Source organism: Xanthomonas maliensis, assembly GCF_009192945.1.
GTDB classification, from domain to species: domain Bacteria; phylum Pseudomonadota; class Gammaproteobacteria; order Xanthomonadales; family Xanthomonadaceae; genus Xanthomonas; species Xanthomonas maliensis.
The window spans coordinates 14,270-27,381 of the sequence record NZ_NSET01000087.1 but is presented as its reverse complement, the minus strand read 5'-3'; the positions used below and the strand labels follow the sequence as shown (position 1 = coordinate 27,381).

The 13,112-nt window shown below is 64.4% G+C and carries 6 protein-coding genes; all 6 read right to left on the bottom strand.

Going from position 1 to position 13,112, the window contains the following annotated elements; translation table 11 throughout:
• Window positions 1-25 precede the first annotated feature (25 nt).
• Window positions 26-1,342 (bottom strand): Tle-like phospholipase domain-containing protein, encoded by a 1,317-nt coding sequence (locus tag CKY51_RS20930; protein WP_022974470.1) that lies wholly within the window; start codon window positions 1,340-1,342, stop codon window positions 26-28.
• Complete coding sequence (locus tag CKY51_RS20925) at window positions 1,335-2,693, bottom strand: DUF2169 family type VI secretion system accessory protein (protein WP_022974469.1); 1,359 nt, start codon at window positions 2,691-2,693, stop codon at window positions 1,335-1,337. Before CKY51_RS20925 ends, CKY51_RS20930 begins: the two co-directional genes overlap by 8 nt.
• Window positions 2,694-2,708: 15 nt before the next feature.
• Window positions 2,709-4,769, bottom strand: a complete 2,061-nt coding sequence (locus CKY51_RS20920) for a type VI secretion system Vgr family protein (protein ID WP_152249878.1) — start codon at window positions 4,767-4,769, stop codon at window positions 2,709-2,711.
• 99 nt (window positions 4,770-4,868) lie between these two features.
• Window positions 4,869-7,256 carry a glycoside hydrolase family 127 protein gene (locus CKY51_RS20915; RefSeq protein WP_152249876.1) on the bottom strand — a complete coding sequence of 796 codons (2,388 nt, stop codon included), beginning with the start codon at window positions 7,254-7,256 and terminating at the stop codon, window positions 4,869-4,871.
• A 146-nt stretch (window positions 7,257-7,402) separates the two neighbouring features.
• The gene (locus CKY51_RS20910; RefSeq protein ID WP_425509529.1) at window positions 7,403-10,300 is read right to left on the bottom strand and encodes a TonB-dependent receptor; all 2,898 of its coding nucleotides are present in this window, start codon (window positions 10,298-10,300) and stop codon (window positions 7,403-7,405) included.
• A gap of 494 nt (window positions 10,301-10,794) precedes the next feature.
• Window positions 10,795-13,104: a S9 family peptidase gene (locus tag CKY51_RS20905; RefSeq protein ID WP_052172319.1), complete on the bottom strand. Its 2,310-nt coding sequence runs from the start codon at window positions 13,102-13,104 to the stop codon at window positions 10,795-10,797.
• Window positions 13,105-13,112: the final 8 nt, after the last annotated feature.

Below are 13,112 nucleotides of genomic sequence, written 5' to 3'. Positions count from 1 at the left end.
CGCATACATGCGTGCTGTCCTTTCATCAGTCGGTTCCATAGCCTTCCAGATGCCCGCCTGGTCCAGGCGTGGTGCTGGGCGTCGGGATGGAATTGATATCGAAGGGTTGTCGGGGAGCGGAGAGCGCGTCCATCTTGGCAAGGTCGAGCTTCTTCTCCTGCTCGATGGCGTCGATGGTTGGGCCGATCATATGCTTTCGGAACATGTCGCCATTTCCTGGGGCCTGCATCAATTCATGCGGTACACCAGCTGCGTCCGGTGCCATATGGCTGATCAAAGCGCCGAGCGGTCCGTTCTCCAGCACGCCACCTTCCTGGAACCGCGTCAGCACCTCACCGGCGACCCGGAACGCATCGATATCCGAAGCAGCCGCGGTGCCGCCGTACTGCGCCACGGTACCGGAATTCAGCCCGGCAGCATTGAACGTGGTGGCAGGGAATCCGCTGGCCTGCGATGCCGCCGAGGCCAGGCCGCCGCCCAGCGAGTGGCCGGCGAAATGCAGCGGAGAGCCCGCGCGCCCTGCAGCAGTGCCGATACCGACGGCACGTTGATAATACTCGGACGGATGCCCCAGCCCCTGCGCGATGTTGTTCGACCAGTCAGCGCCACTGAGCATGTCGGTGCCCTTGAAGGCGAGCGTCGGCTGCATGCTGTCGCCAAACACTGCAGGGTCCGGCGCATACAGCTGGGCGCGGAAGTTGCTCCCCTCAGGCGAGAGGTCACTCGGCTTCAACCCGTACTTGCTCAACTGCCCGCTATCGTTGCTGACATTGCGCCATCCCTCTGGGGCACTGCCGTCATTGCTGTAGGCACTCTGAGAAAGCCGCGCGCGTTCGACCGCAAAATTGTTCTTCTCCAGACGGTCAGCACTGCGCAACAGCGCGTCGCGCTTCTTGCCGGGTGGCATCTCGCGCGCCTTTTCGCGCGCGCGCGCGATGGCCTCCTGACGTTCTTTCCAGCGCTGCGCCTTGCTGCTGGGCGCGCTGTAATTGCCGTTCATCCAGAACTGGTCGTCGTGACGGATGACCCGCTTGCCTTCGACCCGCACCGTGCTGCTGCGCTGCTTCGGCCAGGCCTTGGCTGCGACGGTGCCACTCTGCACGCCCTTGGCGGTTCCGGCTTCATCGCCGGTGGTTGCGGGCGTGTAGCTGGCGTCGAACAGGACGATGGGATGCGCATTGGCGCGCACCGTGCCGGCAGGTTGGCTGGCGGTGTCGAGTTTGGCCACCAGCGGATACGGCACCGCCGGAATGCTGCTGCCCATCGGGGTTTTGCACACGTCCGGACAGATGGAGACCACCTGCCAGCCCGCCTGCTTGCGCGCGACGTAATTGTCAGCCACCGGCCGTCTCCGTCGCTGGCCAGCGCACCAACGGCGCGGCAGGATCGCTCTCGAAGCGTGCTTCGATCGCGCGCACCGGCCAGTCGCGCGGCAGCGAAACACGATGGGTCAGGCTCAGGGTCGCCGTATCGGTGTCCCACAGCACGGTGTCGGTCAACAACGGCAGCGGCAACAGACCGCCATCCTGCATGCGCACCAGCACATAGGGGCGATGCCCCGGCAGATCGCAACACGCATAACCATCGGCGGACAGGGCCGGGTCGGTCAGGTTCCAGACCTCCAGCCGCGCATCCGGCGCCAGATGCTCGACCTGTTGGTCGACCGGGGCGCTGTTCCAGTACCCAAAATCGAAGTCCAGCGGCAGCCCAGGCCAACGCTGGTTGAGCCACTGCCAGTCGTAGCTTCCGGCGAGCGCCAGCCGCGGCGCCCAGGCACGTCCACGTGCACCAAAACCCGCCGGTTGCATGCCATAGCCGGCTGCTACGGTCGCCATGCCCGCGGCGTCGACCGGCGGTTCCGGATTGCGCGCCAGCAACGGCTGTAGCACCGGTGCGTCCGGCCACTCGAACTGCGGTACCGGCGTGCCTTCCGGGCTCTGTAACTCATCCGGCCCGGCGAGATCGAATTGCCGCGCATCGAACCACCCGCAGCCGAGCGGATTGCTGAAGCACACCTCGTTCAAGCGCCACCCTGGCGCCAGCGTCGGATCACGCTCACGATCGGCCACCTGCGCGTGCCCGCCAAAGGCATGCTCCCAGCGCAACGGCACGCCGGACACTGGCTGCGCCTCGCCGACCCGCCAATCGCCGCGCAAGCGCGCCTGGCTGAACTGCCGTGGCCCGCTCACCCGAAGCGACTTGTCCAGCAACACCCGATGGGTCGGTCGCTCGGCATGCAGCCGCAGTGCATGCGCCTGCGCGCGCCGCCACTGCTCCAGTTGCTCGAAGCTCGGCGGCATATTGGGCGCCAGCCCGTACGGCAGCGGAATCTCCGGCGGTGGCTCGAGTGGCAGCGGCAGACTGACGCGCAGGCGACTCATCCATTGCGCATGCGGCCGCCCTTGCGGCGCATAGGCATGGCCGCGCAGCAGCACGTCGCATCGTGGCTTGTACGGCGCCAGATCGCTTTCCTCGCGGGTGCTGCTCTGTCCGGGCTCGCCATAGAACGTGTCGGCCGTGCACAGCGGCAATGGTTCTGCATCCAGCAGTTGCGGCTGCAGACGGCCCGGCGTTTGCGGATCGACGGAGAGCCGATAGGCTACCTTCATGGCGATCACCCGGTGCTCCTGATCGTCCGGCGCCAGCGCCGAGTAGCAGAGCGCGTCGAAGGGGGTGAGATTGCGGAATTCCATGCTCGGCGCGCCTGCTCAGTTGATGTCCACGTCCTTGCCGATGATCTGTACCGGGCCGCTGGCGCTGAAGTTGAACTGGGTCCCGTTGATCAACACCGTCCCATCAGCGCGCATGACCAGGGTGGACTTGCCGACCGTCACCATGAATTCCTCGCCGGCATTGATGTGGTAGCGCTTGCCCACCTTGGTGGACTTGCTCTGGCCGATCTGCGCGGTCTGCGACAGCCCGACACTGGTATTCATCGCCGCCCCGACGCTGGTCTGGTAGGCGGCGCCGATCGTCAGCGCCTTGGCCAGGCCGATGGTTTCGGCCTTGGCCAGGGAGATCGTTTCGGACTTGTTGCCGCCGATGGTGACACTGCGGTTCTTGCCGATGGAAATCGTCTCGTTTTGGCCGACGTCCTCGGTGCGGTTGTCGCCGATGGAGGAGGTTTCGTTATGGTCCACGCGCTTGCTGCGATCGTTGCCGACCCAATGCGACTCGTCGTGCTCCACCTCGATCCGCTGGTCCTTCTCGGCGTGCAACCACACTTCCTCCTGGCCCTTCTTGTCCTCGAAGCGGAAGGCGTTGGCGTTTTCGTAAACGCCGTCCGGGCTGGAACGGGTCAGGAAGCCGGTCTGGGTGCGATTGTCCGGCAGTTCCCACGGCGGCATCTGGGTCTGATTGGGCACCACGCCGGTGATCAGACCGCGATCGACGTCGCCATCGAGGAATTGCACGATCACTTCCTGGCCGATGCGCGGTACCGCGACGAAACCGAAACGCTCGCCTGCCATCGAGGTGGCGACCCGCAACATACAGGAACTGTTTTCGTCGTACTTGCCGGTGCGGTCCCAATGAAACTGCGCGGCGACGCGGCCATAAGCATCGCAATAGATCTCCTCGCCCTTCGGCCCCACCACCAGCGCGGTATGCAGCCCATACACCCGCGGGCGCGTGCTGTTGTAACCACGTCCCGGCCGCCACGGCACTTTTTGCCGCAACGCAGTGGCTTGGTTGCGGTAGCGCGACGGCTCGTCGGCAAGGTAGTTGTTGACCGCTTCGTGGCGGACCGCCACGACCAGGAATTGGCGATCGTCCACCGCATCCTGATCATGCTCGAAGTGCCCGCTAAGATCGAAGGCCCGTCCCGGTTGCAGGCGCGCACAATTGCCTTGGGCATCGAACCACTTCGCACCGGCTTCCAGCTCCTCCATCCGCAGCTTGGCCAGTTCGCTGCCAGCACTGTCGTTGACAAAGCCATAGGCGCCGGTGTGCTCGTACACTTCCAGCTCCGGCACCTCGCCTTGCTGATTGAGCGTCGGCATGCTGGCCGCCTTCGGCATTGGCTGCTTGAAATCGAAGCTGGTCACCGCATAGCGCGTCGGCGACAGCCGACGGGTCGGCGCCCAGTCGGCGATCGCGTCCTCGTCGTGCGGGCCGCCTTCGGCGAAGTAACGCACCTGCGCTTGGCCATCGATCGGCTTGGCCTGACGGGAATCGTCGCGCAGGACCAGGGTGTGGCCGTCGCGCCGATGTTCGTAGTGGTAGTACCAGCCGCGCGCCTCCCACCAGCGATGCAGGAAATTGGCGTCGCTCTCCTGCCACTGCATGGCCTGGGTGATCGCCGGATCGGGCATCGCGCCCAGTTCGGTGCGCAGATCCTGCTGTCGGTAGCGGCCGGCGATGGTGTCGGTAAGCTCGGCCACGGTCTTGCCGTGCAATGGCCCGCTGTTCTGCCGCAGCCGCAGGAATGCCATCCAGGGCCGCAGCACCATCGTATACGTCGCAACGCCGCCGTCGGTGCGTACGCGCGCGAACTCGAACACATAGCCATTGAAATAACGGGGTTCGGCGTCCTGACGAACCAGCTCCAGCGTGACAAGCTTGCCGATTAACGTCTTGGCCGCAATGGCAGCATCGTCCGACAGCAGCGTCACGGTGAAGGCAAAATCACGCGAGAGCGCCTCGTCTGCGTCCAGCCGCTCCGGCAACAACACCGCCGCCGGGCCATCGTTGGCCGGAAAGTGCAAGCGCAACAGGCGATCGGATTGGCGCGCCAGTGCATCCTGAATCGTCGCGGGAGATGCGCTCATCGGTCTTTACCATCCATGAGTCAAGACGAGGGGGCCTTATACCCCGAAGTCCGTCACAAATGGATGAAGCCCTGATGACGCCAGTCCCACCAAGCGGCATCAACCGATACGCGTCCCACCCGGCAATGCCCAGCAACCGAACGCCGGGCCGGCGGAAAAACCCGTCTCTGGCTCGATACGGATCTGCAACTGCGCGCGTCCCACGACGAACGCAGGCAGTGGATAGTCGACATCGACGAAGTCCAGGCCGCGGTCGCCGTCCAGGCGCTCGTTGGCGACCAGCTCGCCATCGGCGAGAATGCGAAAGCGCCGTCGCGTCTCATCGCCCCAGTAACGTAGCCGCAGCACCCGTGCCTGCGCGGTATTGCGCAAGTGAAAGGCGATGAAGCCGCCGGTGCGAGCATCGCGACCGGCGCGACGACGATAGCTAAGGGGATAGGAACTCTCGCTTTGCAAGGCGTGTGCTTTTTCCGATGCTTCCTGCCCGAGTGCGATCCAGTCCAGCGCGCTGGCGTTGAGCGTCTGCTCGCGCGACTGCGCGGCAGCCAGTTCGTCCATGCGACGTTGCCAGCCTGTGGCATCACGGTGTTCCACATAGACGGCGCTGCGGCGGTCGAACTGGGCATAGAACGGCGAGAACTGCCACTGCTGCGCACCATCGCTGTACCGATAATGCCCCTGCGTCGGCAGCGGCTGCAGGCGTTGCAGGACATCGTCGCCACCGATCAAAGCCGGCGTCTTGTTGTCCCACGGTGCCGCCGCGTCGCCGAGATCGGCCGCCAGCACCAAGGGGCCGCGCATGACAGCGACCCAAGCCGGGTCATCAAGGGTGGGTTCCAACCGCAGCGGCATCTCCAGCTGCAAGGACACCCGGTCACCGGCGCTCCACAGCCGCTCGACCCGCAGATAGCCATCGCGCGGCTGCACCGACTGCACTTGCTCATTGACCTGCAAAACCACCGCCCCAGCCCAGCCGGGCACGCGCAACGCGAGCGTGCGTCTGGCAGACGGCGCAACATCGATGCGCACGCTCACCTGCCCCTGTTCCGGCAGCGCGCTGCGCAGGCTCAGCGTTAGGCCAGCGGCGTCGCGCACCGTCGACGGCACGTAGAGATTCACGTAGACGGTTTGGCCGTCCTCCCAGTAGATCGAGTCGCCGAACTGCGCGTGCGATTCCATGCCGCTGCCCACGCAACACCAGAAATCATCGAACGGCGACGACCATCCGCGCGCCTCGCCCGCCAGCAGCGGCGTCATGTAGGTGAACATGCCGGTACGTGGATGCTGTTGCGCCATCACATGATTGAGCAAGGTGCGCTCGTAGTAATCGAACAGCTCTGCCTGCGGGCCCCATTGATACACATGGCGGGTGAGCTTGAGCATGTTGTAGCTGGCGCAGTGCTCGCAGGTCTGTTCGGTGAGAAACTTCGAAAGACTGTCCGGCCGCTGGAAGTATTCGCGGTCGCCGTTGCCGCCGATGGCGTAGGTGTGGTGGTCGGTGACCGTATGCCAGAAGAAGCGCGCAGCCGCCCCCGCGGCGGGATCGCCGCTGACCTCGAACTCGCGCGCCAACCCGATCAACTTGGGAATATTGGTATTGGCGTGCTGATGCATCAGTTCATCGCGCTGGGCGCTCAGCGGATCGAGCACGGCGTGATGATGCAACCGTTGCGCCAGCGCCAACCACTGGGCGTCGCCCGTACGCACATGCAGCTCGACGAACGATTCGTTGAGGCCACCGAACTCGCAAGACAGCACCTTCTGCAACTGCGCATCGTCCAGCACCGCGAAGACACGTTGCAGATAGCCGGCCAGCCCCACCGCCACCTGCAAGGCCTGCCCATTGCCACAATGCGCATGCACATCGAGCAGCCCGGCGAACAGCTTGTGCCAGGTGTACAGCGGTGCCCAGCTGCCATTGAGATAGAACGGCAGCGGCTCGATCTTGCCGCGCCGCAGTTCGTCGAACACGGCGCGCCCGCTTTCGATCTCCCCGCTGGCAGTCTTGCGGGTAAATCCAGCCACGTAGCCGTCGCCAGCCTGCGCTTGGCAGCGGGCCAACTCGGCGACCAGATAGCGGGCGCGCTCCGCGCAGGCCGCATCGCCGGTCTGGGCATGCATCAGCGCCAGCGCACTGAGGTAATGACCGAGCGTGTGACCGGCGATCGTGTCGCTCTCCCAGCCACCGTAAGCAGGCGCCTTCGGGTCCAGGCCGGCATAGAGCAGGAAGTTGTGCAGCAGGCGATCGGGCTGCAGACGCATCAGATAGCGGCGATTGGTTGCCAGTGCATCCAGGAAGATCGACGGCAGCAGTCGCACCCGGGCCAATGGGACCGCACGCACCGCTTCCGCGCGAGCCGCCTGCGCTTGCGCCGGAAAGCGCACCAGACCGGCAGCGAGCGCCAGACTGCTCCAGGCCAGGAAGCGCCGCCGCGACAACGCCGGGGCGGGATTGCAGGTCGGTTCGCTTGCGTGCGTTTCCGTCATGGGATCAGCTTACCTCCTGATGGCGCGCATGCATGCGCACGCGGTCGCAACAACGTCATCGTCGTTGCACTGGTCATGCTGGCGGTTGCGCGACTTCTGCGTGGCCGGTGGCATCCGGCCGCGCAGCGAGCGAGACGACTGCGCATTCAGAATTTCACCGTTGCACGTGCCCAGTAAAAACGCCCGAGCAGATCGTAGGTCGCCACGTCGGTATTGGCATTACCCACATTGTTGGAGTAATACAGCGGCGGCTGCTTGTTGGCGAGGTTGTCGACGCCGACTTCGAAGCGCGTATGCCAGGGCTCCACGTTGTAGCCGAGCTGCAGGTTGTTGTAGACGTAGGCGCCGATGTTACGCACCACGGTCGGTTCGCTGGAATCGGCCGACAGGCTCTGGTCCGGATCCGCATTACCGATGGCCGTGTGCCCCACATAGCGGATGCGCCAGGTGGCGCTCCAATCGTCCAATGCCCAGCTGACCGTACCCAGTGCGCGCCAACGCGGGAAATTGCCATAGGCCTGGGTGTAGCGACCCACGTTGTGGATGGTGACCGAGCTCGGATCGGTGGTGTCGGGCAACACATCGTAACGCGTGAGATAGGTGCCGTTGAGGCCAGCGGTGATATTGCCCCAGGCGGTCGCAGGCAGGCGGTAGGTCAGGTTGAAGTCCATGCCCTTGGCCCACAGCTTGCCCAGGTTGACCGTCGGCTCGGCGATGTAGTTGATGGTGCCGTTGCCATTGCGATGGATCAACGCGCAGAACGAACTGCCCGAATTGGCGAAACATTGATTCAGCACGGTCTGCGCCGACACCGTGGTGATGGTGTCTTCCAGATCGATGCGCCACCAGTCCGCGCTCAGCGACAAGCCGTCGACCCATTGCGGGTCGTACACGAAACCGACGTCGTAGGACTTGCCGGTTTCCGGCTTGAGCTGGTATCCCGCCACTGCCGCGCCAGAGGCCTTGCCCGATACCTGGCCGTCCGACTGCTGGTAGCTGCCATCGGTGGGCACGTTGGCGCAGGCCACCGTATTGCCACCGGTGTATCCATTGCACGGGTCGTTGACGGTTGCCGAATCTCCGGTCACGCCGGTGTACAGCTCGCTGATATTCGGTGCGCGAAACACCTGCGAGACGGTGCCGCGCAGCAGCAGGTTTTCGATGGGACGGTATTCCAGCGACAGCTTGCTATTGGTCTTGCTGCCCACCGAGCTGTAGTCGGAAAAACGCGTGCCGATTGTGATGTTCAATGCATTGATGCCGGGCAGATCCTTGAGCAGCGGGAACAGGGCTTCGGCATACGCCTCCTTGACATCGAAACTGCCGCTCAAGGTGGAGGAGCAGAATTCGATCACGCCGCACAGGCCGTTTTCGTCACCGGTCCAAAGCGGGTCCGAGACGGTCGTGGAGCGTTCCTTGCGGTAGGAAATGCCCGCTGCCAGACTTGCCTCGCCTGCCGGCAACGCGAACAGCGTGCCGTTGGCATTGGCCTCGAATTGCTTGACCGTGTACACGCTGGTGACGATGGGGTTGACCACCATGCCCTGCAATGTGGCCAGGTTGGAGCTGTCGTTGAGGTTGAAAAAATTCAACGGCGTGCAGCCGGCAATCACTGCGCCCGCGCTGCCGCACTTGACCGTCCCATCGCTGTCCAAGAACGATGGGCCGATGGCTTGATTGAACGCGGCATAGTCGAGAAACCCGTTGTTGATCGACTTTTGCTTAACCTTGCCGTAATTGAAGGTGGCATCCCACTGCCAGGAGCTGTCGCCGAAACGGCCACGCAGGCCCGGGCTGATCTGAAAATTGTAGGTATTGTATTGGTAGCTGCGGTTGCCCAGCACGGTGGCGCGCGTGTTGAGGTCGTTATATGACGTGCCGGTGGTGCGGTCGGTGCCGAAGTTCACGCCGAAGGGATTGTAGTCACTCTGCGCCGACACCAGGATGTTGTCGCCATTGGAAAAGATCGGAATCGGCGCAATGATCGAGGCCGATTCGGTTTTACTGAACCAGGTATTGACGTAGCCCTCGACGCTGTCGCTGAAGCGGTAGGTGCCCAGCAGGAAGGCGTTGGTACGTTTTTGCGGGGTCTGCAACAGGTTGAACGGCTGATAGTTGTACGAGTCTGCACTGGCGTTGTAACAATGGAAGTCGCCAGGACTGGCGCGTCCGCTGACGCCGCTGTTGAGGGTGACGCGCCCGCAGCCATTGGATTGTGCGAGCAGCTGCGATTGATCCGACCCGTCATTGAAGTTGACCGTGCCGGTGGGGGTGGCGGAGGAGCCCTGCTTCACCGGCTGGCCATTGGTCAGGGCGAGCGCGTTCTTGGAGAAATCGCGTGCCGCTGCCGAGACGGCATCGATGTTGTGATACGACAGGCCGCCGATCAGGCTGCCGCGCTCCCAGGTCTTGCCGGTGGTCAGGGTGAAGTTACGGCGGTTGCCATCGCCTTCGCTGCTGGTACCGAAGTCGCTGCTGAACTGCACACCGTCGAAGCGCGAGCGCAGGATGAAGTTGACCACGCCACCGATCGCATCGGAGCCGTACACCGCAGACGCACCATCGCTGAGCACCTCGATGCGTTCGATCATGCTGGAAGGAATCGCGTTGACGTCGTTGTAAGCCAAGCGGATGCCGTTGACCAGCACCAGCGTGCGTTTATCACCCAGGCCGCGCAGCGAGATCGCCGAGGCGCCGGTGCCGCCGCCGTTGTTGGTATAGGGATTGGTCGCATTGCCGGCGATGGACGGCAGTTCCTGCAATAGATCGCCGACGGTCGCCTTGCCGGTGGCAGCGATCTGCTCCTGGCTGACGGTGACGACCGGATTGGCGGTCTCGGTGTCCACCCGGCGCAAACGCGAGCCGGTGACCACCACGCTGTCCAGCGTCTGCGTCGCATCGCCGCCCGCTTGCTGCGCACGCACGGGGATGGCGACTCCCGCGCAGATGGCCAGCAACAAGGCACTGGCAAGCAGGCTCGGCGCCGGGCGCAGCGCCATCGGCGCGATGCGGGAGTGAGTCAACGGCAACATCGATAACGACATGCGAACTCCTGATGGAACGATGAAGGGAGAAACGACGGCCGCCGCCGCTGCTGGCGCGGATTGCATGGGGCGCACACAGCCAGGACCGTCCACGCAAGCGACGGCCATCGTTCAGGGCACGTGGATCTCGCGAGCCACCGATCACCTCGGATCAGGCGGCCTCGCCAGGGTCTTGATGAAGGTCACGGGGCCAGCACCCCGCTGTTTTATTGGTTGGTCACAATGTGCCTGTGAGCACGTAGTGCGTCTTGACGCAATTGATGCTGGCGAATGCGGAAAACAGCATGATTCATTCCCGCACTTTTGCGCACTGCAGGATCGGGCGGTGACCGCCGCGCGGCGTCGGCTGCAGGAACGCTTGAACTACCGCCATGCGCGCGACGAGAGCAGCGCGTGGCGGTACTGTTGCCGTGGCGCTCACAGCAGACGCGCCGCGCTGCGGCATACCGCCCCGCCCTGCGCGACCGATCGCCGCCGCCAACGGCGAGATCGGGTCAGGGAGCGGCGGGTGCGCGCTCGCCCGGGGTGCGATTCCAATCCGGCGTCGGCGAGCGCTGCATCCAGCGCACGAAGAAGTCCAGCAGGCGGCGCGTGCCGTAGCGCCCGCCGGCCCCATGATCGCCGCCTGGCACGACCAACAGATCGAAGTCCTTGCCTGCCTTGATCAAGCGATCGGCCACCTGGAAGGTGCTGGCCGGATCGACGTTCATATCCATGTCGCCGGTGACCAGCAAGAGGTGTCCTTGCAGGCGCGCGGCGTTCTCCACATTCGACGAGGCGGCGTACCACGGCCCAACCGGCCAGCCCATCCATTGCTCGTTCCACCAGATCTTGTCCATGCGGTTGTCGTGGCAGCCGGAGTTGGCTACGCCGGCGACGTAGAAATCCGGATGGAACAACAATGCCCCCAGGGCATTCTGGCCACCGGCCGAGGTGCCATACACACCGACGCCATCGTGGATGTCGTACCAGGGATACCGTCGTGCAACCGCCCTGTGCCAGGCGATGCGATCTGGCAACCCTGCATCCTTGAGATTGCGCCACGCCACGTCGTGGAAGGCGCGCGAGCGGTTGTTGGTGCCCATCCCATCGATCTGCACGACTGCGAATCCGAGCGCAGTCAGCGACGGCACCCAGGGCACGAAGGACTTGGGAACGAAGGAGCCATGCGGACCGGCATAGATATCCTCGACCACGCGGTAACGCTGTTGCGGATCGAGCGACTGCGGACGATAGATGACGCCCCAGATCTCGGTGTTGCCATCGCGACCCGGCGTGTGGAACGGCAATGGCGATTGCCAGCCGGCCGCCTGCAGCCGACTCAGATCGGTTCGCTCGATGGTGCGCACCAGGCTGCCGTCCGCACTGCGTCGCAGCTGCAGCACCGGCCCCAGGTCCACCCGCGAATACAGATCCAGAAACCAGCGGCCGTCGGGCGAATACGTCACCTGGTGGTCGGCCGATAGCGGCGTCAGCGCGGTCAGGCCGCTCCCATCCAGACCGATGCGATAGGCATGCCGGTAATACGGATCCTCTCCAGGCACGATACCGGCGGCGGTGAAGTAGACCTGCCCGGCGGCCTCATCGACCCGATCGAGCTTGCGCACCACCCAGTCGCCGCGCGTGACCTGGCGGACCACCTGGCCACTGCTGCCGTCGTACAGATACAGATGTTCCCAGCCATCGCGCTCGGAGGCCCACAGGATCTGCTTGCCGTCGGCCAGATCGTGGCGGGCACGCTTTCCGCCCTCTTCGTTGACGCCGCTGAGGTCGGAGTATTCGATGAACGTCGGCGAGGTTTCCTCGATCAGCGAACGCGCCTGTGCGGTGCGCGCATCGACCTCGATCACCCGGTAACGCTGGTGCCCGCGCTCGTTGTATTCGAACGTAAAACCGCGACTATCGTTCCACCATTGCAGGTCGCTCAGGGTGAACGCGTTAGGCAGCAAGGTCATCGCCACCGGTCGCGCGGCGCCGCTGGCGACATCGAAGAGCACCGGCTGCCTGACCGGCAAGGGATCGCCAGGCTTGGGATACACCTGCTGGTGCAAGCGCGGCTGCACCCGATCGGGCGGCGCCGATTCGATGTAGTAGACGATGTGCTGCGGCGGCGTGCTGATGCGATAGGCGGCCAGGTGTTGCGAATCCGGCGACCATGCCAGCGAGTCGATGGCGTAGAAGTCCGTGGGCGTGCCGTCGTGGCTGAGCTGCCGAGGCGTACCGCCTTGCGCCGGCGCGATCACCACGTTGGCTTGCTCGACCCACGCCTGCCAGCGCCCATCCGGCGAGCGCCTGGCATACCGCTCGCCCTGCTTGAGCGGCAGGCCCATGTCCATGGTATCCGCGGGCAGATCGCGTTCGGGCAGGCGTTCGCAGCGGTAACGGGCAAGATCGCACTGCCAGCCGAGTTTGTTCAATTGGAAGCGCAGCTGCTGCTGTTGCAGTGTGGGTTGCTGCAACCGCAACGCCCCCGCATCCACACCCGACGCGCCGGCCTGGGTCAGCGCTGCGGCCAGACGTGCGTGATCGAAGGCCAACCGGCTCTTGCCGCGCTCGGCATCCACCAGCAGGTATTCGATGGCTGGCGAACGATCGCGCCGGACCAGCTTGCGGCGATACAGGAATTGCCGTGCGTCGATCCAGACCGGCTCGGCAGGCGCGTGATCGACCAGCGCCGCGTAATGCTCCGACAAGCGCATTGCCTGTTCGTACTGCGCCGGTGTCGGCGTCTCCACCGCCGTCGCCTGCAGCGGCAGCTGCAGGAACAGCGTGGCGAGGCAGCACGCCGCTACAGCCGGAGGCATCTTCAGCG

Bases quoted from the DNA above. Each gene is read 5' to 3' on its own strand.
- CKY51_RS20905 (WP_052172319.1), bottom strand. From the start codon at position 13,104: ATGCCTCCGGCTGTAGCGGCGTGCTGCCTCGCCACGCTGTTCCTGCAG.
- CKY51_RS20915 (WP_152249876.1), bottom strand. From the start codon at position 7,256: ATGACGGAAACGCACGCAAGCGAACCGACCTGCAATCCCGCCCCGGCG.
- CKY51_RS20920 (WP_152249878.1), bottom strand. From the start codon at position 4,769: ATGAGCGCATCTCCCGCGACGATTCAGGATGCACTGGCGCGCCAATCC.
- CKY51_RS20910 (WP_425509529.1), bottom strand. From the start codon at position 10,300: ATGTCGTTATCGATGTTGCCGTTGACTCACTCCCGCATCGCGCCGATG.
- CKY51_RS20925 (WP_022974469.1), bottom strand. From the start codon at position 2,693: ATGGAATTCCGCAATCTCACCCCCTTCGACGCGCTCTGCTACTCGGCG.